The following is a 21,756-nucleotide window of genomic DNA, read 5'->3' as shown; positions in this document are numbered from 1 at the left end:
CGGTGTCGGGGGACGCGATTCATGATGTTATGCCTCCGCACTGACTGGCATAACTTTCTGTTTCTTGATGCGTTTCACCAGCAATGTTGAACACGCAAATCCTAAGAGACTAAAGCCAATCATCACGCTGAACACATAGTTGTAGCCGGTAATCCCTTTAAAGTTATCCAGAATCCAGCCATAGAGGGTATACGCAAACATCGCTGGCATATAACCGATAATACAACCAAATGCCATTGCCGAACCGGCATACTGCCGTGGCGTTCCAATTTCATCCATCGGGGCAAAGAAAATAGCTCGCTGCGAGAAGATGATGGCACCAAACCCTAATGTTGCAATCATCCCGATGTAAACGTTCATCGACTGATGAGGGAGTTGCATAAACAACATCATCGCAATGGCAGAAATCAAGAACGTCCATTTCAGGTAGACCGTAGGGGACTTAGCCACTTTATCCGCCAGGAAACCGCCCACCGGCCCACCCACCATTTTGAGGGCATACTGGTTAATGATCCCGTACGCCCCCACCAGCGCAACCGGAAGCATGTAGATGTCTTTCAGGAACGGAATGAAATAGGTTAAACCGCAGTAAGCTGCATACACGAAGAAAATGCCAAATGACGCTAACCAGACGTTCGGGCAAGTCAGAACATGTTTAATGCCTCTCAGGGTTTCAATGTTTGTGCTGCTTCCTTCACCGCTTTTGACGTGGTCATCATCAACGATGAAGTAGGTTATCACCCCGGCCATAAGAGTGATAACCGTGTAGTAGAGCAAGCCTGCCTGCATCCCTGCCTTCCCTTCACCAAAGTGAACGAAGACAAACAGCGCACCTGATGCGACAATAACATCCACCACACCGCGCCCTGCCTCCAGAAGCCCGAACAACCGCCCCTGTTCTTCTTTTGTTCCTAACAGGCGTACAGCTTTTAATAACACAGGCCAGTACACCACATCAGCAAAGAAGGCCATCGCCGCAAAGCAAATAAGATAGCCAGTGAACGATGGAAGCGTGGATAAATATAGCCCACACAGTCCCACACCAATTAACCCGAAGGGCAGAAGGATCTTCTTAGAATAGCGATCAGCAATGTATAAAGAAAGGAAAAGCCCTGTGGTTTGTACAATGGTATATACCGTAAAACTGAGTCCTATTTGTGTGTTTGTCAGCCCCCAGTCATTTTGCATTGGCACATAAAAAACATCCTTCATGCTGGAAAGCTTAAATATCGTTCCACCACCCAAAACCAAAAAGCACAGACGAGCCCATTTATTCATGAACATATTCGACACCCTCACTGCAATTTAGAGAGAAAACCGTTCAGCAATATAAAAACATGGCTATTCCTGAAAAAAAGGAAGCCATAAGATGCATCAAGACACAGTTAAATAAATTAAGCAGGTTGTTTTATATTTATAAACTTCGCACACAGGTTACGAATAAAATCGATCTGAGAAATAGCATTCTCTTTCTCCTGTGCCAGACGAGCATCAACCAGGTCATTATCAGGAAGCGGAGTGAAACTTGCGTCACGCCACGGTATCCAGGGATTATCGCCTTCGTCATCAAAACGAAATGCTGGCGCGTAATAATCAACCTCTTCTTCCAGACCGAAAGAAGTGACCTGCGGCTGGTCTTCACCCAACAGTAAAAGTTCACGCAGCATCATCTCGACAGGGAGATCGCCGAGCCCCGTACTGCAGGCTTCATGTGCCCATCCCTTACCCTCTTTTATCACTCTGGCATCCTTGATATGAACCTGAGTGATGTAAGGTGACATTGTCCGTAGCGCTGTCATGGGTTGTTCATTGGCATTTATCATATTGCCAAAATCAAAGAGTATGGAGAGATTTTTCATACCACTGTTTTTTACCAGTGTAACCAGTTCATGTCCTTTGAGATCTTCGTGTTGTTCAATCGTAAACTGGATACCACTATTATCAAACTGCGCCAGATAAGCTATATCCCGGGAGATTTTTTCCAGCACCGAATTTAAATAGCCTTCATAACGCGGATAAAATCTGACGGAGGTAGCACCTGTGGCCTGCGCGATATAAATAGCTTCATCCAGCGTCTTTTTATCTGATGCACTGGTTTCAATATGAATATCGAGCCCGTACAGTTCGGCTTTCTTTTTAAACGAAGCCAACTGCTCTGGCCGCATATTTTTCAGTGAAAAGGATTCACCATCTTCAACATGTACTTTCACACCCGTTAAATGATACTGATGTGCAATATCCAGTAAATCTTCAGGAAGAATTCTTTCGTAACGCATATTTAAATGAAAGGCATATGCATGCAAATAAAGGCGGATGTTTCTTGCGCGCTCAGCCAGTTTTTCTCTGATAATGTTTTCCATAATCTTTCTCACTCATCACGAATAACCAGTTCGACGGATTCAAGTCTCCAGTACTCCAGATCAACCTGAACCACTTTTTTTTCAGACGTGGCACGATGCTTCTCTACCAAAATACCGTACGTATTAGGTGCTACGCCCAACTCTTTGCAGGCAAGCTCCGGCATATTGACGGGTTTGAAAATCATCTCTTTGATGGTCAAGGTAAGCCCAAAACTCTCTTCCCAGACTTTAGAAAATGCGTGATTTTCCAGCTTATCCATAAAACCCGGGGCGGCATCGGCGTCAATCCAGGACTCATGGTAAAAAACTTTATGATCATCCAGCCCACACCAGCCGGTTATCAGGTAGGGAGCCCTGGACGAAGAAAATGCTTTCTCAATATGGCGGGGTGCGGTATCGACAACGTCTTTAGTCAAATAACCCCAGGACGGTTTTCGTCCCTGCGCACGCGCCTCCGCATTAAAGCTGGAGAGCGATTTTGGGTTGTAGATGAATCGACGAGGAGAGATGAACCACCCGCTGCGGTTCTTGCGAAAAATACGCGCCGCGACCTCAAGCTCAATTAACACCTGCCTTAAGGTCATGCGTTTCGCATCCAGCAATTCGCACAATTCGCGCTCAGAGGGAAGTCGGGAACCCGGCGGAAAATCATTAGCCGCTAGCCAGTTTTCGAAGCGGTCTCTCAGGAGATCAACATAGTTTTTTTCTTTCATGTCTCACAATCTGGTTTAAACCAATTTGAAGACACAATATTTGAGCAGGGAAAATTCTCAAGCTTTTTCGGCAGGCTGACGCCATTTTTGTGGGCCAGGTAGCAAGTTCATCGTTAGCGAGGACACCACCAGAATGGCGATGCCCTCCAGATTCAGGCGGGCACTCTTGTTCTTGCAATAATTACTGTTTCCCCCACAATCTCCGCGAATTATCCTCGATCTGCCCGCTAATACGTCGCCTCTGCATCGTTCTTGTCCAGCTGGTCGATAGCCCCGCAGCCGACAACAGACGATGATACTGTTCGTCATCAAACGGCATATGCCAGGCAATTGCGCAGGCGTCGTACACAGAGACATCACTCAGGCGTGACGCCAGCTCCAGCGGTGCATCCGCCGAAACCTGCCCAGCCAGCACCACGCGGTACAGCCAGCCGGTTTTGCCCACGCTTTGCAGCTGAGCTGACATATCACTAATGCCGAAATGGAAGTTAAGCTTGAAGCACGGTGAGCGCGGCTGCGTGACCTGAATCAGCGCCTCACCCCAGCGAAAGATATCGCCAATAAAGACGTTCTTTTCGGTCAGCCCTTCGGTCGAGAGGTTCTCACCGAACGCGGGTGCGACAAACAAATCCGCCTGCTCGGGGAATTCGGCTATCCAGTGACGATAATGTTCGCGAGGATAGTGGCACAGCGCGCGCTCAGGCCCGCCGTGGATTTTCGCTTCGGCCTGCTCGTCACCCGCAAGCCCAAGGTCGGTTAACGTCAGCTCACCATCGACCTGAATTTTGGCGATGGCGCTTGGGCGGCTACCGTCGTAATCCCTGACCTTGCCTGTAAACACATTCACCGGGTAATGCATCGCGACTCCTTTATATACCCTAAATAATTCGAGTTGTAGGAAGGCGGCAAGAGAGTGAATCCCCAGGAGCTGACTCCAGTAAGTGACTGGGGTGAGCGAGCGCAGCCAACGCACCTACAACTTGAAGTATGACGGGTATACAGATACAAAAAAAGCGAGTCATCAGACTCGCTTCTCAGAGGTGGCAATGCAACCTTATTTTTTCGCGGCAAAACGCGCTGCGGCTTCGTCCCAGTTCACCACGTCCCAGAAGGCTTTGATGTAGTCCGGGCGGCGGTTCTGGAATTTCAGGTAGTAAGCGTGTTCCCACACGTCCAGACCCACGATTGGGAAACCGGATGCGCCAGAGATCGCTTCCCCCATCAACGGGGAATCCTGGTTAGCGGTAGAAACAATCGCCAGTTTGTCACCTTTCAGTACCAGCCACGCCCAGCCAGAGCCGAAACGGGTTGCAGCAGCTTTTTCGAATTCCGCTTTGAAGTTATCAACGGAACCGAAGTCGCGCTCAATAGCCGCTTTCAGGTCGCCCTGCAGGGTGGTACCGGTTTTCAGGCCTTTCCAGAAAAGACTGTGGTTAGCGTGGCCGCCAGCGTTATTACGCAGAACGGTTTTCTTGTCCGCTGGCAACTGATCCAGTTTAGCGATCAGCTCTTCAGCAGACAGGTTAGCGAACTCTGGCAGGCTTTCCAGCGCGGCATTCGCGTTGTTTACATAGGCCTGGTGGTGTTTAGTGTGATGGATTTCCATCGTCTGCTTGTCAAAATGCGGTTCCAGTGCGTCGTAGGCATACGGCAGGGATGGCAGTGTATAACTCATAATCCTCTCCATTAGTGTCGGGCGGCACAACTGTTAATGCCGCGTAAGCAGTTGGTTCATTATAGTTAATTAAATGGTATTGAAAATGATTATCAATGCCGTAATTTCTATAAGGTTATCGCGCTTTGACAAATGGATTAATTATTAAATTTATCATGCAGTTAATGCGTTATTTCGTTAATTTTGTTCCGCGACCAGCAAAGCACAGGTGTCCGGCTCCAGCGCCTTAAAGATATGCAACTGGTCGGCGGGATAGCTTATGTAATCCCCTTCTCCCAGCTCTTCCGGTGCGTCAAGCGGGCCCACTATCGCCCGCCCCTGTGTGACGATAATATGCTCAACTGAACCTGGAGAATGTGGCTGGGAAATACGGTCTGCACCCGGCTGGGTCTGCAACAGATAGATATCACGGCGGGCACCCGGTGGGCACGCTGCCAGCAAAATGGCCTCATAGTTGGCCTGCCCGGCGACCACCTTCGTTCCTTCCCCCCGGCGGATCACCTGAGTGGTTGGCTGCTGCGGCTCAAGCAAGCGGGCGAAAGGAATGTCCAGCGCCACACAAAGCGACCAGAGCGTCTCCAGGCTAGGGTTACCATTGCCGGACTCCAGCTGGGAGAGCGTTGATTTGGCGATCCCGGCACGGCGGGCAATTTCCGCCAGTGAAAGCCCGGTTCGCAGACGTTCTCGCACCAGACTGCTGGCGATCACGCAAATTGGCTGCGTCATAAAACGGCCTCTTGTTCTTTATATCGAACGAATCGTTCATCTTGTAAAACACTTCTGATGCGTTCATTATAATGGAAATACGTTCGATATGGCTAAAACTGTATGAAGCACCACCTCTCCTGCCTTAAAAGCGACACCATAAAAGCAATCATCCTTGTTTGTCTGGCGGTTGGCGTTGTCGGAATGTCCTACGGCTCGCTGGCGATGGCATACGGTTTCCCGCTCTGGGTACCGTTTGTGCTTTCCCTCACCGTGCTGGCAGGGGCTTCAGAATTTATGTTTATCGGTATTGTGGCTAGCGGTGGTAACCCGCTGGCGGCAGCGGCTGCCGGGTTACTGGTTAACGCACGCCATGTGCCGTTTGGCGTCACGGTGCGTGAGCTGGTCGGCAAACGCGGTGCGAGCCTTCTGGGATGCCACATCATGAACGACGAAAGCGTGGTGTTTGGCCTGTCGCAAAAAACGCCCGAACAGCGTAAAGCAGCCTACTGGCTGTGCGGTTTAGGCATCGCGGTCATCTGGCCGTTGGGTGCGCTACTGGGCGCAATGGTCGGCAAACTGCTGCCCGCCCCGGAAACCATCGGGCTGGATGCCGTATTCCCGGCCATTTTGCTGGCGCTGGTCGTTCCCGCGTTTAAAAACCGAACCACGCTGATCCGCGCCTGCAGCGGCGCAGTCTTGTCGCTGGCCGCCGTGCCATTTACCCCGGCGGGTTTACCGGTTCTGCTCGCTTTACTGGGCCTTGCCGCGAGGAAAAAATAATGGAAAACATAACGGTCTTTATTCTCGGTATCGCCATTTTGTCTGCGGGGACGTATCTGATGCGTCTTGGCGGGGCAAAAATCGGCAGCCGACTGGCATTGTCAGAGCGCTCCCAGGCGCTGCTTTCTGATGCAGCAACGGTATTACTGTTTTCCGTCGCGCTGGCGACAACGTTTTATGAAGGGGAACACTTTGCCGGGATGGCGCGGGTGCTGGGCGTGGCGTTTGCGGTATTCCTGGCCTGGCGCAAGATGCCGTTAATTGTGGTGATCGTTGCGGCGGCGGTGGTCACTGCGCTATTGCGTCTGGCGGGCATAAACTAAAAAAGCGCCCGGGGGCGCTCTTTCGACGGTGTGACAGGCTTATTTGTTCAGTTCAGCGGTCATGTGTACACGGTTACCGGAAAACGCCTGGGTAATTTTGTAGGACGACGCGCCCGCTTCCTGAGCCTGAGCGGCGATTTTTGCTTCTGCACCATCAATGGTAGAGGCAGTTGCCGTGACCGTCTGAGCAGCGAAAGAACCAAAAGAAGCAGACAGAGCGATTACAGCGACAAAAGTTTTGATGCTTTTCATGATATAAACCCTTTCAATTAGTTGTTTGGATAAGGCGTGTCGCCTTGATGAGATAAATACTAGACCTCATCACCGACAACTAAAAGCGGAAGGATTTGCCAAACTCATTCAAAATTACTGATCAATAATCAATCGTTGAGGATGAGTATAAATCGTCGCCCTTCCCGGTTTACAGAACCCCACCAGCGTCAGGTTGCAGCGCTCAGCCACCTCCACTGCCAGCGTCGTTGCTGCCGACACCGCAAACAGAATTTCAACGCCGCACATCGCGGATTTTTGCACCATTTCATAGCTGGCACGGCTGGATACTAATGCCGCTCCCTGCTGCCAGATTTCACTTTCACGCGCACGGCGACCAAGCAGCTTATCCAGCGCCACATGGCGGCCAACGTCCTCATGCCCCCCGACAATATCCCCCGACGGCAACACCCACGCCGCCGCGTGCGTACAACCGCTCAACTGGCCGATGGGTTGAACATCATTAAGGTGCTCAAGCGCTTTATTGAGGTTCGCAAGGTTGAAGGTCTGGGTAAACGGCAGAGGCACAACAGGTTTGCCGATATCGTTGAGCTGTTCTACACCACACACTCCGCAGCCAGTACGCCCGGCCAGCGCCCGACGGCGCTCTTTCAGCCCCATAAAGCGGCGGCTGGAAAGTTCGATTTGTACTTCCAGTCCATTGCAGGCCTGAACCACGTCCATGCCGTAGATCTCCTGAGGGTGCTCAATTATCCCTTCGGAGAGGGAAAACCCAATGGCGAACAGATCGAGATCTTTCGGAGAGGCCATCATTACAACGTGGGAAATACCGTTGTAGACCAGTGCAACCGGGACTTCCTCCGCCAGAAAATCAGGCGTGGCATGGGTAATGTGGGGGGGTCTGTGTACCGGCAGTTCCACAATACCAGCGGGTAGTGGCGACGAGTGGGGAGCACGATTTTGTTTAGACACAACGGTATTCCTGAACAACCACGGAGGTGAGCCTGCTATTGCATCACAAAGTGCAGACCTTACGCATAGTATGGATCAACTTTTAAGCGCCCATCCCCATCAAGTTTACCTACTCATTTGGGAGAGGTGCAACGAAGACCATGATACACCCCTTTAACATGCAGGGTTAATAACGTGACTAATATCACATTTTATAATCAGCAGGGTGATAATACGTTCACTTTGTATTAACGCCATTGGAACAGGCTTACCGACATTGTGGTATTCTGATGATATCCCTCGTGGGATTGAGGGATTAGAACAAATTTTCTTCTTTGTGGTTGAAAAAACAACCGTGAAGTTAAAACTACATATGTAAGCAATGTCGAAACAAGGAGTGACCCATGCAGGTCAGCAGAAGGCAGTTCTTTAAGATCTGCGCTGGCGGTATGGCAGGCACCACGGCAGCGGCGCTGGGCTTTGCCCCCGGCGTAGCGCTGGCGGAGACGCGGCAGTACAAACTGCTGCGCATCCGCGAAACCCGTAATACCTGTACATACTGCTCTGTCGGTTGCGGGCTGTTGATGTATAGCCTCGGCGACGGCGCGAAAAACGCCAAAGCGTCTATCTTCCACATCGAAGGTGACCCGGATCATCCGGTCAATCGCGGGGCGTTATGCCCGAAAGGGGCCGGTCTGGTGGACTTTATTCACTCAGAAAGCCGCCTGAAATTCCCTGAATACCGCGCCCCAGGTTCCGACAAATGGCAGCAAATCAGCTGGGATGATGCATTTGACCGCATCGCAAAACTGATTAAAGAAGACCGCGATGCCAACTTTATTGCCCAGAACGCCAATGGCGTCACGGTCAACCGCTGGCTCTCCACCGGGATGCTGTGTGCTTCCGCTTCCAGTAACGAAACCGGCTACTTAACCCAGAAATTTACGCGTGCACTCGGTATGCTCGCAGTCGACAACCAGGCGCGTGTCTGACACGGACCAACGGTAGCAAGTCTTGCTCCAACATTTGGTCGCGGTGCGATGACCAACCACTGGGTTGACATCAAGAACGCCAACCTTATTGTGGTGATGGGCGGTAACGCCGCTGAAGCGCACCCTGTCGGGTTCCGCTGGGCGATGGAAGCCAAAATCCACAACGGTGCGAAACTGATTGTGATCGATCCCCGCTTTACGCGTACTGCGTCAGTGGCGGATTTCTACACCCCTATTCGTTCAGGTACTGACATCACTTTCCTGTCAGGCGTATTGCTGTACCTGATGACCAACGAAAAATATAACCGCGAATACACTGAGGCGTATACCAACGCCAGCCTGATCGTGCGTGAGGATTATCACTTCGAAGATGGCCTGTTCAGCGGTTATGACGCCGAAAAACGCAAGTACGACAAAACCAGCTGGAACTACGAGCTGGATGAAAACGGCTTTGCGAAACGCGACACCACCCTGCAACACCCGCGTTGTGTATGGAACCTGCTGAAAGAGCACGTTTCACGCTATACACCGGACGTTGTCGAAAACATCTGTGGTACGCCGAAGGCTGACTTCCTGAAAGTGTGTGAGCTTATCGCCGAAACCAGTGCGAAAGATAAAACCGCATCGTTCCTGTACGCCCTCGGCTGGACACAGCACTCTATCGGTGCGCAGAACATCCGTACGATGGCGATGGTTCAGCTGCTGCTCGGCAACATGGGCATGGCAGGCGGCGGCGTAAATGCCCTGCGCGGTCACTCCAATATTCAGGGTCTGACTGACCTCGGCCTGCTGTCACAAAGCCTGACCGGCTACATGACGCTGCCAAACGAAAAACAGACTGATCTGCAAACCTACCTGACAGCCAGCACGCCAAAACCGCTGCTCCAGGGCCAGGTGAACTACTGGGGCAACTATCCGAAGTTCTTCGTCTCCATGATGAAGGCATTCTTCGGTGACAAAGCGACAGCTGAAAACAGCTGGGGCTACGACTGGCTGCCGAAGTGGGACAAAGGTTACGATGTTCTTCAGTACTTCGAGATGATGAACCAGGGCAAGGTCAACGGCTATCTGTGCCAGGGCTTTAACCCGGTGGCGTCATTCCCGAACAAGAACAAGGTTGTGGCCTCTCTGTCAAAACTGAAGTTCCTGGTAACGATTGACCCACTCAATACCGAAACCTCGACCTTCTGGCAGAACCACGGTGAATCGAACGATGTCGACCCATCGAAGATTCAGACCGAAGTGTTCCGCCTGCCATCCACCTGCTTCGCGGAAGAGAACGGTTCTATCGTCAACTCCGGCCGCTGGCTGCAGTGGCACTGGAAAGGTGCGGACGCCCCGGGCATTGCCATGAACGACGGCGAGATCCTGGCCGGCATCTTCCTGCGCCTGCGTAAGATGTACGCGGCAGAAGGCGGTGCGAACCCTGAACCGGTTCTGAACATGACCTGGAACTACTCGACACCGGAAAACCCATCACCGGAAGAAGTGGCGATGGAGAGCAACGGTAAGGCACTGGCGGATGTTATCGACCCGGCCACCGGTGCAGTCCTGGCGAAGAAAGGCGAACAGCTCAGCACCTTCGCGCACCTGCGTGATGACGGTACTACCTCCAGCGGCTGCTGGATCTTTGCCGGTAGCTGGACGCCGAAAGGTAACCAGATGGCCAACCGCGATAACGCCGACCCGTCGGGCCTTGGTAATACGCTGGGCTGGGCATGGGCGTGGCCGCTGAACCGTCGCATTCTCTATAACCGTGCCTCCGCAGATCCGCAGGGTAACCCGTGGGATCCGAAGCGTCAGCTTCTGAAATGGGATGGCGCGAAATGGGGTGGCGTGGATATTCCGGACTACAGCACTGCCGCACCAGGCAGCGATGTCGGGCCGTTTATCATGCAGCCTGAAGGGATGGGGCGTCTGTTTGCTATTGATAAAATGGCTGAAGGCCCGTTCCCGGAACACTACGAGCCGTTTGAGACGCCGCTGGGCACCAACCCGCTGCACCCGAACGTGGTCTCTAACCCGGCAGCCCGTATCTTTAAGGGCGATTTTGAAGCGCTGGGTAAAAAAGACAAGTTCCCGTACGTGGGCACCACTTATCGCCTGACCGAACACTTCCACTACTGGACCAAGCACGCGCTGCTTAATGCTATCGCGCAGCCGGAACAGTTTGTGGAGATCGGTGAGAAGCTGGCGAACAAGCTCGGCATCGCACATGGTGATACCGTGAAGGTCTCTTCTAACCGTGGCTATATCAAGGCCAAGGCCGTAGTGACCAAGCGTATTCGTACGCTGAACGTTCACGGTCAGCAGGTGGATACCATCGGCATCCCGATCCACTGGGGTTATGAGGGCGTGGCGAAAAAAGGGTTTATTGCGAACACCCTGACGCCGTTCGTCGGTGATGCGAACACGCAGACGCCGGAGTTTAAGGCCTTCCTCGTGAACGTGGAAAAGGTGTAACGGAGACGACTTATGGCTTATCAATCTCAAGACATTATCCGTCGTTCCGCGACTAACGGTTTCACACCCGCGCCACAGGCGCGGGACCACCAGCAGGAAGTGGCGAAACTTATCGACGTGACCACCTGTATCGGCTGTAAAGCCTGTCAGGTGGCCTGTTCAGAGTGGAACGATATCCGTGACGAAGTGGGTCATAACGTTGGGGTGTACGACAACCCGGCGGATTTGACCGCGAAGTCCTGGACGGTGATGCGTTTCTCGGAAGTGGAGCAGAACGACAAACTGGAATGGCTGATCCGCAAAGACGGCTGTATGCACTGTGCGGATCCGGGTTGCCTGAAGGCGTGTCCGTCGGAAGGGGCTATCATTCAGTATGCTAATGGCATCGTCGACTTCCAGTCCGAGCAGTGCATTGGCTGTGGCTACTGCATCGCGGGCTGCCCGTTCAACGTGCCACGACTGAACCCGGAAGACAACCGCGTCTACAAATGTACGCTGTGTGTTGACCGCGTCAACGTCGGTCAGGAACCCGCCTGTGTGAAGACCTGCCCAACCGGTGCTATCCACTTTGGCTCTAAAGAGGATATGAAAACGCTGGCGGCTGAGCGCGTAGGCGAGCTGAAAACCCGTGGTTACGATAACGCAGGCCTGTACGATCCGGCCGGTGTTGGCGGAACGCACGTCATGTACGTACTGCATCACGCCGACAAGCCGAATCTGTATCACGGCCTGCCGGAGAACCCGGAAATCAGCGCCACCGTTAAGTTCTGGAAAGGCATCTGGAAACCGCTGGCAGCGGTCGGTTTTGCTGCCACCTTCGCAGCAAGTATCTTCCACTACGTCGGTGTCGGCCCGAACCGCGCGGAAGAGGAAGACGACGACACGCATGAAGAGAAAGACGAGGTGCGCAAATGAGAAAACGTGACACCATCGTGCGCTACTCCGCGCCGGAACGCATCAACCACTGGGTCACCGCCTTCTGTTTCATGCTGGCGGCGATAAGCGGGCTAGGGTTCTTCTTCCCGTCCTTCAACTGGCTGATGCAGATCATGGGGACACCACAGCTGGCGCGTATACTGCACCCGTTTGTTGGCGTCATCATGTTCGCGTCGTTCATCATCATGTTTTTCCGATACTGGCACCATAACCTAATCAATCGGGATGATATCTTTTGGGCGAAGAATATTCGTAAGATCGTCGTCAACGAGGAAGTGGGTGATACCGGGCGTTATAACTTCGGCCAGAAATGCGTATTCTGGGCGGCGATTATCTTCCTGGTCCTGTTGCTGGTAAGCGGTGTGATCATCTGGCGTCCGTACTTTGCGCCTGCTTTCTCAATCCCGGTGATCCGATTCGCGCTGATGCTGCATTCATTTGCCGCAGTGGCGTTAATTGTGGTTATCATGGTGCATATTTACGCCGCCCTTTGGGTGAAAGGCACCATTACCGCGATGGTGGAAGGCTGGGTAACCAGTACGTGGGCGAAGAAACATCACCCGCGCTGGTACCGTGAAGTCCGCCAGAAACAGGAAAAGTCATCTGAATGAGTATTCGCATAATCCCGCAAGATGAGCTGGGTTCGAGCGAGAAACGCACGGCGGAATATATTCCGCCGTTGTTATTCCCCAGACTCAAGAACCTCTATAACCGCCGCGCAGAGCGTCTGCGCGAGCTGGCAGAGAACAACCCTCTGGGCGATTTTCTGCGTTTTGCCGCGCTCATTGCCCACGCGCAGGAAGTGGTGCTGTACGACCATCCGCTGCAAATGGATCTGACCGCGCGCATTAAAGAAGCCAGCGAGCAAGGTAAACCGCCGCTGGATATTCACGTACTGCCGCGCGATAAGCACTGGCACACACTGCTGCATTCGCTGATTGCTGAGCTAAAACCGGAGATGAGCGGTACCGCGCTGGCGGTTATTGAGAATCTGGAAAAAGCCTCCGATATGGAACTGGAAGAGATGGCGAGCGCGCTGTTTGCTTCTGATTTCTCGCTGGTCAGCAGTGATAAAGCACCGTTTATCTGGGCTGCGTTGTCGCTCTACTGGGCGCAAATGGCAAGCCTCATCCCAGGCAAGGCCCGTGCCGAATATGGTGAAGCGCGCCAGTTCTGCCCGGTGTGTGGCTCGATGCCGGTTTCCAGCATGGTGCAAATTGGTACCACCCAGGGGCTACGCTACCTGCACTGCAACCTGTGTGAAACCGAGTGGCATGTGGTGCGCGTGAAGTGCAGCAACTGCGAGCAGACCCGCGATCTCAACTACTGGTCGCTGGAAAACGAAGACGCAGCGGTGAAAGCCGAAAGCTGCGGCGACTGTGGTACCTACCTGAAAATTCTGTATCAGGAAAAAGACCCGAAAGTCGAAGCCGTGGCCGACGATCTCGCCTCGCTGATTCTGGACGCCAAAATGGAGCAAGAGGGCTTTGCCCGCAGCTCTATCAACCCGTTCCTGTTCCCGGGTGAAGGGGAGTAATCCCTTGTGACAGCGCCGGGCGGCGCAAGCTTGCCCGGCTTACAGTTGATAAGGGGAAATGACCCCAGCAATACCCGCAAAGTCTTTGGTATTTCGTGAAATCAGCGGGCAGTTTCTGCTCTGAGCAGTCGCCAGGATGATGGCGTCTGGAAGCTTCATCCCATATTTCTCACGCAGTAAGACTGCTTCTTTCAGCAATATCCCGCGAGACATCGATCATTTCAAACGCGCCCATTACCGCTGCTGTTTTCGTCTCATGACCATGTTTACAAGCGCCTACCTTTTTGTAGGGTCAAAGCAGATAACAAAAACAGCTCTCGCATTTGCGAGCCGCTTTCCAGATCTCTGGTTTCACCAAATTTCTTTGTTTTCATCAGCAATAAACCAGGCTATAAAACTGTATATTCATACAGTCAAAGAGACTCTGTCATGGCACTGGAAAAAGGGATTGAACAACTGGTTCAGGAATTTATCGCTGCAGGCCGGCCCTCATCACGTCATCAGAATATTAATGCCCGACGAGCGGGGTATGTTGCCAGTACGGGACTTGCCGGAGAGGTAGAAACTCGCATACACGTTGAAACGCATGTTCTTGAGGGCCTTATTATTCGTGTATTTTCGCCCCCCAACGCGCCTGAAACATTACCTGCTACCATCTACTATCACGGTGGGTGCTTTATCAGCGGCGGCTTTGATACGCATGATAACCAACTCCGTCAGCTAGCCTGGTACGGCAATTGCCGGGTGATTGCGGTTCAGTACAGACTGGCACCAGAGCATACCTTCCCCACCGCGCATGACGACGCAGAAAGAGGTGCGATACTGGTCTGGCAATATGCGAACACGTTGGGTGTAGATAAAAACCGGATCACGCTTTGCGGGGACAGTGCGGGAGGGCATCTGGCGCTGGTGACGGCGCTACGGCTAAAGGCCAAAGGTCTCTGGCAACCTGCGCAGCTCATACTTATCTATCCCATGCTCGACGCCACGGCGAGTTTTGAAAGTTACACCCTCAATGGCACAGATTATATTATCACCCGCGATACCCTGCTCAGCGGATATGAAATGTATCTGGCAGACACCGATCGTCAGCATCCAGAAGCCAGCCCACTGTGGCGGGATGATTTTAACGGTCTTCCGCCAGTACACATTATTACCGCCGAGTATGATCCGCTATGTGATGAGGGGGAGATGCTTTATCAGTATCTGACAGAGCAGGGGGTGGTATGTACCGCTCAGCGCTGGCTGGGAGTCATCCATGGCTTCTTTCAGCTCGGCGGAATCAGCCATTCGGCGCAAGACGTAATGAGGGATATCGCCTGGCGGATTGAAAACGCCAGGCGATAACAGCGGGAGGAGATTACTCCTCCTCGTTCCCACCCTCTTCATACGCACCAAACGGCTTCGCAGGGAGAACGATGTAAGTTCCTTCAAATATCGCGCCCGACGTTTCATCACCGAACAGCTCTACCTGCATCTGCACCCGAGCTTTGCGTCCACGTGCCAGACGGTCGAGATCGCCTCCCAGCGAACCGAGATCGGCAACGGCGCTCGGCTTGCCGCTAATTGGCGCGCTGTAGCGAATGTGGGCATCTGCCAGAATGATGGTGCCACCAAGATGACGTTCGCGCAGCATCAACCAGATAAGCCCCCAACCGGTGAGCGTAGCCAGTGAGAACAGACTGCCAGCAAACAGCGTGTGGTGTGGGTTCTGATTGCCGGTTTCCGGCATCGTGGTCATAAATTTTTGCCCGGTGTACTGCTGAATGCGTACCCCCATCTTTTCACTCAGGGGGATGTGTTGATACCAGGCCTGCTGTAACTGACCGCACCAGTCGGCACGGTGCAGAATATCATCCAGCGTGGCGACGGGTTTAATCATCAGAAAGTGGCGCACCGGTGTGGTTTGCGGTGTGGTGATTTCACCCTGGTTAACAAAACCGAGCTTGGCGAAGAACTCCACGGCATCCTCGCGGGCACTACAGGTTACGCGCTTAACGCCTTCCTGACGGGCAACTGACTCCAGGGTCATCGCCATCAGTGTCCCCAGACCTTTGTCCTGCACAGAGGGGTGGACAGCCATAAAGCGAATAGACGCTTCGTTATCCGCGTTGATATACAGACGCCCGACGGCGACAAGGTTACCCTCTTCATCCACCACCATCTGGTGATGCGCCATTGCGTCCCAGGCGTCGCGTTCAGATCCTTTCGGTTGATGTAATGGCTTGCGCAGCATTTCCCAGCGGAACTGGTAATACACCTCTAACTCTTCTTCCGTTTGCGGTACTCGAAGGTGATACATAGCTGTACTCTCTCTTGTTACCCGCGGCCACGCCGCCAACTGGCTCATATCTGGAGCCAGAATGTGACGGGGCCATCGTTCACCAGCGAGACCTGCATATCTGCAGCGAATCGTCCGGTTTGCGTATTCATTTCCTGCTGGCGACAACGCTCAACAAAATACTCATAAAGTGCTTCTGCACGATCCGGGGCAGCCCCCCTGGAGAAGCCAGGACGCATGCCGCGCTCGGTATCTGCGGCCAGCGTAAACTGGGAAACAACCAGCACACTGCCACCCGCCTGCTGGACGTTCAGGTTCATCTTGCCTTCCGCATCACTGAAAATGCGGTAACCCAGCACACGCTCACACAAGCGGTTAGCTTTTTGTTCGTCGTCATCCTTTTCGACACCTAACAACACCAAAAGTCCTGGGCCAATTTCACCCGTCACCTCATCCTCCACGGTGACGCTGGCACGGGTTACGCGCTGTATCAATGCAATCATGGTTGGTTTTCTTCTTGTTGTTTTTCAGCTTCAGCTGCTTTTTTGAGTTCGCGATATATGCCGAGAGTGACAGTTATTTCGGCACCAAGCAAGACGATACACCAGGTCCAGTAAACCCAGACAAACAAAATGGGGATCACCGCCAGCACGCCGTAAATCAGCTGATAAGAAGGGAACATGGTGATGTAGAGGGCAAAGCCTTTTTTGCCCAGTTCAAAGAACGCCGCCGCCACTAGCGCCCCGACGATAGCGTCGCGGTTAGGCACGCGAGTGGTCGGTACCACACTGTAGAGCAGCCAGAAAGAGAACCACGATAAAATCAGCGGGAAGATTCGCAGAACATTATCAATAACGCCGTTTAAGTCACTGGCCCAGCGCAACGAAAGAAGATACGAGCTGATAGCCAGGCTCGCACCCGCTAACAACGGGCCGAGCGTTAAAATCATCCAGTACACGGCAAAAGAGTACACTTTCGGGCGCACTTTTTTACTGTGCCAGATGGTGTTAAGCGCATTATCAATGGCATACATCAGAAGCAGCGACGTCACGATCAGGCCGCACGCCCCCACTGCCGTCATCTTGCTGGAGTTGGCAACGAACTGCTCAATATAGTTCTGTATAACATCGCCAGTGGCAGGAATGAAGTTCGCAAAGACAAAATGACGAAGCTGCAGGCTGACATCTGCAAACATCGGAAAAGCAGAAAAAAGCGCAAAGACGACGGCCACCAGCGGCACCAGTGAGAGTAACGACACATACGCGAGGTTCCCCGCCAGCGTCGTCATGTTGTCCTCGTCAATGCGGTGCCAGAGGAGTTTTAGCCACGCACGCAACGGGCGGGTATGGTGAGTGGCTTTTTGCTGAACGGTTTTTAGCATAGCTGCTTCGCAAAGTAGTTCGGTATCGTCTCTTTTCCGGTCACCAGAATTGACGTGATACCTAACTGGTTAGCTCCCTCTATATTATCGGCGTTGTCGTCGAAAAAGACCGCATCGGCCGCAGAGAATCCCTCCGCCTGGAGAACAGCCTGATAAATTCGCGCTTCGGGTTTGCGCATGCCCATCTCCTGGGAGAGATAGATTTTATCTGCCGCCGCACGCACTTCAGGGTATTCATCTGGCCAGAACGTGGTGTGCAGACGGTTGGTATTTGACAGAACCACTACCCGATGCCCCTGCTCACGCAGTTTTTTCATGGTGACGATGACGTCCGGGCGGATCGCAACAAACACCGCCTGCCAGCCGTGGGAGAACTGCTCATAGCTTAACGGCAGCTCCATTTCATGACAGAAACGTTCAGCGAATTCTTCGTCGCTGATCTCGCCGCGCTCGTGCTGATGGAAAGTCTCCCCCATCGCGAAACTCTGTTTTAACGTCGCCAGTGGAACACGGCTGAAATCACTCCATGTACCCAGCACACGATTAAAATCGATATCGACGATTACATTTCCTAAGTCAAAGATATAAAGCATGTTTATCTCCTGCTCGCCGTGGAAAAGTAACTGTAGCGGGAAAGATAAGGTTTGGCTATGCGCCAGAACCCAGGTCAGAAAAAGAAAAACCCCGCCACAAGGACGGGGTTTTGCAGACTAAAAGAGGAGTGAATTACTCTTCTTTCGCACCGCGCATTGCACGTTTACGGTCGTTCTCAGTCAGGTGACGTTTACGGATACGGATAGACTGTGGAGTCACTTCTACCAGTTCGTCGTCATCGATGAATTCCAGAGCTTGCTCCAGGGTCATCTTGATCGGTGGAACCAGAACCGTTGCTTCGTCAGTACCGGACGCACGCATGTTGGTCAGTTTCTTACCGGTCAGGCAGTTTACAGTCAGGTCGTTAGAACGGCTGTGAATACCGATGATCTGGCCTTCGTAAACTTCAGCACCGTGACCCAGGAACAGCTTACCGCGGTCCTGCAGGCTGAACAGTGCGAATGCAACCGCTTTACCCTGACCGTTGGAGATCAGAACGCCGTTGTTACGCTGGCCCACGTCGCCTGGACGAACGTCGTCGTAGTGGCTGAAGGTGGAGTACAGCAGACCGGTACCAGAAGTCATGGTCATGAACTCTGAACGGAAGCCGATCAGGCCACGGCTTGGGATCACGTAGTCGAGACGTACGCGGCCTTTGCCATCTGGATTCATGTTTTTCAGGTCGCCTTTACGCTCACCCAGAGCCTGCATGACAGAACCCTGGTGCTGCTCTTCAACGTCCAGCGTTACGTTTTCGAACGGCTCTTGTTTACGGCCGTCGATTTCGCGGAAGATAACTTTCGGACGGGAAACCGCCATCTCGAAACCTTCACGACGCATGTTTTCGATAAGAACAGACAGGTGCAGCTCACCACGACCGGAAACGCGGAATGCGTCAGCGTCTGGTGTTTCTTCAACGCGCAGTGCAACGTTGTGCACCAGCTCTTTGTTCAGGCGGTCAAGGATCTGACGAGAGGTAACGAACTTACCTTCTTTACCACAGAACGGAGAGGTGTTGACGTTGAAGAACATGGATACGGTTGGTTCATCAACGGACAGGGCTGGCAGCGCTTCAACATTCTGCGGGTCGCAGATGGTGTCGGAGATGTTCAGCTCACCCAGACCGGTGATCGCGATGATGTCGCCTGCTTCAGCCACGTCGCTATCGATACGCTCCAGACCCAGGTGAGTCAGCACTTTACCGACTTTACCGTTACGGGTTTTGCCTTCGCTATCGATGATAGTAACCTGCTGGTTAGGCTTAACTTTACCGCGCTTGATACGACCAATGCCGATAACACCAACGTAGTTGTTGTAGTCGAGCTGAGAGATCTGCATCTGCAGGGTGCCGTCGAGATCAACGTTTGGTGCAGGAACACGGTCAACAATCGCCTGGTACAGCGGGGTCATGTCTTCAGCCATGTTCTCGTGATCCAGACCTGCGATACCGTTCAGCGCAGAAGCATAAACGATAGGGAAGTCCAGCTGCTCGTCAGTCGCGTCGAGGTTAACGAACAGGTCGAATACCTGGTCAACAACCCAGTCAGGACGCGCGCCAGGACGGTCAACTTTGTTGATAACTACGATTGGCTTCAGACCGTGGGCAAATGCTTTTTTGGTCACGAAGCGCGTCTGTGGCATTGGGCCATCCATTGCGTCAACGACCAGCAGAACGGAGTCTACCATGGACATTACACGTTCAACTTCACCACCGAAGTCGGCGTGCCCTGGGGTATCAACGATGTTGATACGGTAGTCATTCCATTTAATCGCGGTGTTTTTCGCGAGGATGGTAATCCCACGCTCTTTCTCCAAATCGTTGGAGTCCATCACGCGTTCTTGGGTTTCGGCACGCGCATCAAACGTACCGGATTGCTGCAGCAGCTTATCAACCAGGGTAGTTTTACCATGGTCAACGTGCGCGATGATGGCGATGTTACGCAAATTTTCGATCACAACTTTGCCTCAGGCATTTAGAAATAGCGCGTTATTGTACACGGATTAATCGCACTACAAAACAGGATCACAAACATCCCCCGCAAACAAGTATTGCAGGGATGCTTTGTGATCGCTTTCACGGAGCGGTAAAAGGGCGCTTTCACGTAAATTGCACCAATATGGTGCTCAATGTTCACATTGAAGCACTATACTGGTGCAACATGACTATCATGGTGCAGCCCTTTTGCACTATGGTGCGCATGATAACGCCTTTTGGGGGTATTTTAAAAGTTGGCACAGATTTCGCTTTATAAAAATACATGGCACACGGCCAGTACAAACAGAAATTGAAGACCTCGTTACCACGACGACAATGACCAATCTGGAGAGTTAAGTATGTCCGCTGAACACGTTTTGACGATGCTGAACGAACATGAAGTGAAGTTTGTTGATCTGCGCTTCACCGATACCAAAGGTAAAGAACAGCACGTCACTATTCCTGCTCATCAGGTGAACGCCGAGTTCTTTGAAGAAGGCAAAATGTTTGACGGCTCCTCCATTGGCGGCTGGAAAGGCATTAACGAATCCGACATGGTTCTGATGCCGGACGCGACGACTGCACTCATTGACCCATTCTTCGAAGAGCCGACGCTGATCATCCGCTGCGATATCCTCGAGCCAGGCACGCTGCAGGGTTACGATCGCGACCCACGCTCCATCGCTAAACGCGCTGAAGAGTATCTGCGTTCTACCGGCATCGCAGACACCGTTCTGTTCGGGCCAGAACCAGAGTTCTTCCTGTTTGACGACATTCGTTTCGGCGCTTCAATTTCTGGTTCCCACGTTGCTATCGATGATATCGAAGGCGCATGGAACTCTTCCACCAAATACGAAGGTGGTAACAAAGGTCACCGCCCTGGCGTGAAAGGCGGTTACTTCCCGGTTCCTCCGGTCGATTCTTCACAGGACATTCGTTCTACCATGTGTCTGGTGATGGAAGAGATGGGCCTGGTGGTTGAAGCACACCACCACGAAGTCGCAACTGCTGGCCAGAACGAAATCGCAACCCGCTTCAACACCATGACCAAGAAAGCGGATGAGATTCAGATCTACAAATACGTTGTGCACAACGTTGCGCACCGTTTCGGTAAGACCGCAACCTTCATGCCAAAACCAATGTTCGGCGATAACGGTTCCGGTATGCACTGCCACATGTCCCTGTCCAAGAACGGTACCAACCTGTTCTCTGGCGATAAGTATGCAGGTCTGTCTGAGCAGGCACTGTTCTACATTGGCGGCGTAATCAAACACGCTAAGGCAATCAACGCCCTGGCGAACCCAACCACCAACTCTTACAAGCGTCTGGTTCCGGGCTACGAAGCACCAGTGATGCTGGCATACTCTGCACGTAACCGTTCTGCTTCTATCCGTATCCCGGTGGTGGCTTCTCCGAAAGCGCGTCGTATCGAAGTTCGCTTCCCGGATCCAGCGGCTAACCCATACCTGTGCTTCGCAGCACTGCTGATGGCCGGTCTGGACGGTATCAAGAACAAGATCCACCCAGGCGAAGCAATGGACAAAAACCTGTATGACCTGCCGCCAGAAGAAGCGAAAGAGATCCCACAGGTTGCCGGTTCTCTGGAAGAAGCACTGAACGCGCTGGACGCTGACCGCGAGTTCCTGACTGCTGGTGGTGTGTTCACTGACGACGCTATCGATGCTTACATCGCTCTGCGTATTGAAGAGAACGACCGTGTGCGTATGACTCCGCACCCAGTTGAATTCGAACTGTACTACAGCGTTTAAGTCAGAATTAAAGAAAGAAATTAATACTCGGCGGATTTCTTGTCGCAGCAAGGCGGCAACTGAGTGAATCCCCGGGAGCATAGATAG

At 52.6% G+C, this 21,756-nt stretch carries 21 protein-coding genes and 1 pseudogene; 8 read left to right on the top strand and 14 right to left on the bottom strand.

The annotated features are described in order from the left end of the window. Nucleotides 1-27: 27 nt before the first annotated feature. The 6 genes from ACHHZ6_RS21670 to ACHHZ6_RS21645 form a co-directional block, all read right to left on the bottom strand. Entirely contained in the window at nucleotides 28-1,278 is a 1,251-nt protein-coding gene (locus ACHHZ6_RS21670) for an MFS transporter (protein WP_182274602.1), read from the bottom strand. Between the two features lie 116 nt (nucleotides 1,279-1,394). After that, nucleotides 1,395-2,360, bottom strand: a complete 966-nt coding sequence (locus tag ACHHZ6_RS21665; protein ID WP_395122993.1) for a sugar phosphate isomerase/epimerase family protein — start codon at nucleotides 2,358-2,360, stop codon at nucleotides 1,395-1,397. A gap of 8 nt (nucleotides 2,361-2,368) precedes the next feature. After that, nucleotides 2,369-3,073, bottom strand: a complete 705-nt coding sequence (locus ACHHZ6_RS21660; protein ID WP_182273252.1) for a UTRA domain-containing protein — start codon at nucleotides 3,071-3,073, stop codon at nucleotides 2,369-2,371. Nucleotides 3,074-3,254: 181 nt separating this feature from the next. Next, nucleotides 3,255-3,932, bottom strand: a complete 678-nt coding sequence (gene yiiM / locus ACHHZ6_RS21655) for a 6-hydroxyaminopurine reductase (protein ID WP_182273251.1) — start codon at nucleotides 3,930-3,932, stop codon at nucleotides 3,255-3,257. A 195-nt stretch (nucleotides 3,933-4,127) separates the two neighbouring features. Beyond that, nucleotides 4,128-4,748 carry a superoxide dismutase [Mn] gene (sodA, locus tag ACHHZ6_RS21650; RefSeq protein ID WP_182273250.1) on the bottom strand — a complete coding sequence of 207 codons (621 nt, stop codon included), beginning with the start codon at nucleotides 4,746-4,748 and terminating at the stop codon, nucleotides 4,128-4,130. A 177-nt stretch (nucleotides 4,749-4,925) separates the two neighbouring features. After that, nucleotides 4,926-5,474 carry a helix-turn-helix domain-containing protein gene (locus ACHHZ6_RS21645; RefSeq protein ID WP_182273249.1) on the bottom strand — a complete coding sequence of 183 codons (549 nt, stop codon included), beginning with the start codon at nucleotides 5,472-5,474 and terminating at the stop codon, nucleotides 4,926-4,928. A 102-nt stretch (nucleotides 5,475-5,576) separates the two neighbouring features. On the opposite strand from ACHHZ6_RS21645, the gene ACHHZ6_RS21640 reads away from it, so the two are divergent. Beyond that, nucleotides 5,577-6,236: an AzlC family ABC transporter permease gene (locus ACHHZ6_RS21640; RefSeq protein WP_182273248.1), complete on the top strand. Its 660-nt coding sequence runs from the start codon at nucleotides 5,577-5,579 to the stop codon at nucleotides 6,234-6,236. Further along, the gene (locus tag ACHHZ6_RS21635) at nucleotides 6,236-6,559 is read left to right on the top strand and encodes an AzlD domain-containing protein (protein WP_182273247.1); all 324 of its coding nucleotides are present in this window, start codon (nucleotides 6,236-6,238) and stop codon (nucleotides 6,557-6,559) included. The genes ACHHZ6_RS21640 and ACHHZ6_RS21635 overlap by 1 nt, the downstream gene beginning before the upstream one ends. A 39-nt stretch (nucleotides 6,560-6,598) precedes the next feature. On the opposite strand, the gene ACHHZ6_RS21630 is transcribed toward ACHHZ6_RS21635, so the two are convergent. Together ACHHZ6_RS21630 and fdhD are read right to left on the bottom strand one after the other, a co-directional pair. Further along, a complete protein-coding gene (locus ACHHZ6_RS21630; RefSeq protein ID WP_182273246.1) occupies nucleotides 6,599-6,811 on the bottom strand; it encodes a DUF1471 domain-containing protein in 213 nt (70 codons plus the stop codon). Nucleotides 6,812-6,925: 114 nt separating this feature from the next. Next, nucleotides 6,926-7,762: a formate dehydrogenase accessory sulfurtransferase FdhD gene (fdhD, locus tag ACHHZ6_RS21625; RefSeq protein ID WP_395122992.1), complete on the bottom strand. Its 837-nt coding sequence runs from the start codon at nucleotides 7,760-7,762 to the stop codon at nucleotides 6,926-6,928. Nucleotides 7,763-8,145: 383 nt separating this feature from the next. Between fdhD and fdnG the strand changes: the two genes are divergently transcribed. From fdnG to fdhE, 4 genes are read left to right on the top strand one after another with little or no spacing between them, the layout of a single operon-like run. Further along, nucleotides 8,146-11,196, top strand: a complete 3,051-nt coding sequence (fdnG, locus tag ACHHZ6_RS21620; RefSeq protein ID WP_395122991.1) for a formate dehydrogenase-N subunit alpha — start codon at nucleotides 8,146-8,148, stop codon at nucleotides 11,194-11,196. 12 nt (nucleotides 11,197-11,208) lie between these two features. Next, nucleotides 11,209-12,111, top strand: a complete 903-nt coding sequence (gene fdxH / locus ACHHZ6_RS21615; RefSeq protein ID WP_395122990.1) for a formate dehydrogenase subunit beta — start codon at nucleotides 11,209-11,211, stop codon at nucleotides 12,109-12,111. Further along, nucleotides 12,108-12,743 (top strand): formate dehydrogenase cytochrome b556 subunit, encoded by a 636-nt coding sequence (gene fdoI, locus ACHHZ6_RS21610; RefSeq protein WP_182273242.1) that lies wholly within the window; start codon nucleotides 12,108-12,110, stop codon nucleotides 12,741-12,743. The genes fdxH and fdoI overlap by 4 nt, the downstream gene beginning before the upstream one ends. Further along, the gene (gene fdhE / locus ACHHZ6_RS21605) at nucleotides 12,740-13,669 is read left to right on the top strand and encodes a formate dehydrogenase accessory protein FdhE (RefSeq protein WP_182273241.1); all 930 of its coding nucleotides are present in this window, start codon (nucleotides 12,740-12,742) and stop codon (nucleotides 13,667-13,669) included. Before fdoI ends, fdhE begins: the two co-directional genes overlap by 4 nt. Before the next feature lie 39 nt (nucleotides 13,670-13,708). On the opposite strand, the pseudogene ACHHZ6_RS21600 reads toward fdhE, so the two are convergent. Continuing rightward, nucleotides 13,709-13,949: pseudogene (locus tag ACHHZ6_RS21600) on the bottom strand (PIN domain-containing protein); the annotation flags it as partial. A 149-nt stretch (nucleotides 13,950-14,098) separates the two neighbouring features. Between ACHHZ6_RS21600 and ACHHZ6_RS21595 the strand changes: the two are divergent. Next, nucleotides 14,099-15,016, top strand: a complete 918-nt coding sequence (locus ACHHZ6_RS21595; protein ID WP_182273240.1) for an alpha/beta hydrolase — start codon at nucleotides 14,099-14,101, stop codon at nucleotides 15,014-15,016. Nucleotides 15,017-15,029: 13 nt separating this feature from the next. Here the strand turns inward: ACHHZ6_RS21595 and fabY are convergent, their stop codons facing one another. From fabY to typA, 5 genes are all read right to left on the bottom strand, one after another. Further along, complete coding sequence (gene fabY / locus ACHHZ6_RS21590) at nucleotides 15,030-15,971, bottom strand: fatty acid biosynthesis protein FabY (RefSeq protein WP_182273239.1); 942 nt, start codon at nucleotides 15,969-15,971, stop codon at nucleotides 15,030-15,032. A 44-nt stretch (nucleotides 15,972-16,015) separates the two neighbouring features. After that, nucleotides 16,016-16,453, bottom strand: a complete 438-nt coding sequence (gene dtd / locus ACHHZ6_RS21585) for a D-aminoacyl-tRNA deacylase (RefSeq protein WP_182273238.1) — start codon at nucleotides 16,451-16,453, stop codon at nucleotides 16,016-16,018. Next, the gene (locus tag ACHHZ6_RS21580; protein ID WP_182273237.1) at nucleotides 16,450-17,331 is read right to left on the bottom strand and encodes a virulence factor BrkB family protein; all 882 of its coding nucleotides are present in this window, start codon (nucleotides 17,329-17,331) and stop codon (nucleotides 16,450-16,452) included. Before ACHHZ6_RS21580 ends, dtd begins: the two co-directional genes overlap by 4 nt. Beyond that, nucleotides 17,325-17,924 carry a glucose-1-phosphatase gene (yihX, locus tag ACHHZ6_RS21575; protein WP_182273236.1) on the bottom strand — a complete coding sequence of 200 codons (600 nt, stop codon included), beginning with the start codon at nucleotides 17,922-17,924 and terminating at the stop codon, nucleotides 17,325-17,327. Before yihX ends, ACHHZ6_RS21580 begins: the two co-directional genes overlap by 7 nt. A gap of 133 nt (nucleotides 17,925-18,057) precedes the next feature. Next, nucleotides 18,058-19,881, bottom strand: coding sequence for a ribosome-dependent GTPase TypA (gene typA / locus ACHHZ6_RS21570; RefSeq protein WP_182273235.1), 1,824 nt, complete (start codon nucleotides 19,879-19,881; stop codon nucleotides 18,058-18,060). A 378-nt stretch (nucleotides 19,882-20,259) separates the two neighbouring features. Between typA and glnA the strand changes: the two genes are divergently transcribed. Further along, entirely contained in the window at nucleotides 20,260-21,669 is a 1,410-nt protein-coding gene (gene glnA, locus ACHHZ6_RS21565; protein ID WP_182273234.1) for a glutamate--ammonia ligase, read from the top strand. Nucleotides 21,670-21,756: the final 87 nt, after the last annotated feature.

This window comes from Enterobacter cloacae complex sp. 2024EL-00214 (assembly GCF_043945575.1).
Taxonomy (GTDB): Bacteria; Pseudomonadota; Gammaproteobacteria; order Enterobacterales; family Enterobacteriaceae; genus Enterobacter; species Enterobacter cloacae_P.
The sequence above is the reverse complement of the archived record's forward strand: the minus strand, read 5'-3'. Positions and strand labels throughout refer to the sequence as shown.

Excerpts from the sequence above, each read along its gene's own strand:
- fdhE (WP_182273241.1), top strand. The coding sequence starts at position 12,740 with ATGAGTATTCGCATAATCCCGCAAGATGAGCTGGGTTCGAGCGAGAAA.
- ACHHZ6_RS21660 (WP_182273252.1), bottom strand. The coding sequence starts at position 3,073 with ATGAAAGAAAAAAACTATGTTGATCTCCTGAGAGACCGCTTCGAAAAC.
- ACHHZ6_RS21665 (WP_395122993.1), bottom strand. The coding sequence starts at position 2,360 with ATGGAAAACATTATCAGAGAAAAACTGGCTGAGCGCGCAAGAAACATC.
- ACHHZ6_RS21645 (WP_182273249.1), bottom strand. The coding sequence starts at position 5,474 with ATGACGCAGCCAATTTGCGTGATCGCCAGCAGTCTGGTGCGAGAACGT.
- glnA (WP_182273234.1), top strand. The coding sequence starts at position 20,260 with ATGTCCGCTGAACACGTTTTGACGATGCTGAACGAACATGAAGTGAAG.
- ACHHZ6_RS21630 (WP_182273246.1), bottom strand. The coding sequence starts at position 6,811 with ATGAAAAGCATCAAAACTTTTGTCGCTGTAATCGCTCTGTCTGCTTCT.
- ACHHZ6_RS21595 (WP_182273240.1), top strand. The coding sequence starts at position 14,099 with ATGGCACTGGAAAAAGGGATTGAACAACTGGTTCAGGAATTTATCGCT.
- fabY (WP_182273239.1), bottom strand. The coding sequence starts at position 15,971 with ATGTATCACCTTCGAGTACCGCAAACGGAAGAAGAGTTAGAGGTGTAT.
- yihX (WP_182273236.1), bottom strand. The coding sequence starts at position 17,924 with ATGCTTTATATCTTTGACTTAGGAAATGTAATCGTCGATATCGATTTT.
- ACHHZ6_RS21670 (WP_182274602.1), bottom strand. The coding sequence starts at position 1,278 with ATGAATAAATGGGCTCGTCTGTGCTTTTTGGTTTTGGGTGGTGGAACG.
- fdoI (WP_182273242.1), top strand. The coding sequence starts at position 12,108 with ATGAGAAAACGTGACACCATCGTGCGCTACTCCGCGCCGGAACGCATC.
- sodA (WP_182273250.1), bottom strand. The coding sequence starts at position 4,748 with ATGAGTTATACACTGCCATCCCTGCCGTATGCCTACGACGCACTGGAA.
- fdxH (WP_395122990.1), top strand. The coding sequence starts at position 11,209 with ATGGCTTATCAATCTCAAGACATTATCCGTCGTTCCGCGACTAACGGT.
- ACHHZ6_RS21640 (WP_182273248.1), top strand. The coding sequence starts at position 5,577 with ATGAAGCACCACCTCTCCTGCCTTAAAAGCGACACCATAAAAGCAATC.
- dtd (WP_182273238.1), bottom strand. The coding sequence starts at position 16,453 with ATGATTGCATTGATACAGCGCGTAACCCGTGCCAGCGTCACCGTGGAG.
- ACHHZ6_RS21580 (WP_182273237.1), bottom strand. The coding sequence starts at position 17,331 with ATGCTAAAAACCGTTCAGCAAAAAGCCACTCACCATACCCGCCCGTTG.
- yiiM (WP_182273251.1), bottom strand. The coding sequence starts at position 3,932 with ATGCATTACCCGGTGAATGTGTTTACAGGCAAGGTCAGGGATTACGAC.
- ACHHZ6_RS21635 (WP_182273247.1), top strand. The coding sequence starts at position 6,236 with ATGGAAAACATAACGGTCTTTATTCTCGGTATCGCCATTTTGTCTGCG.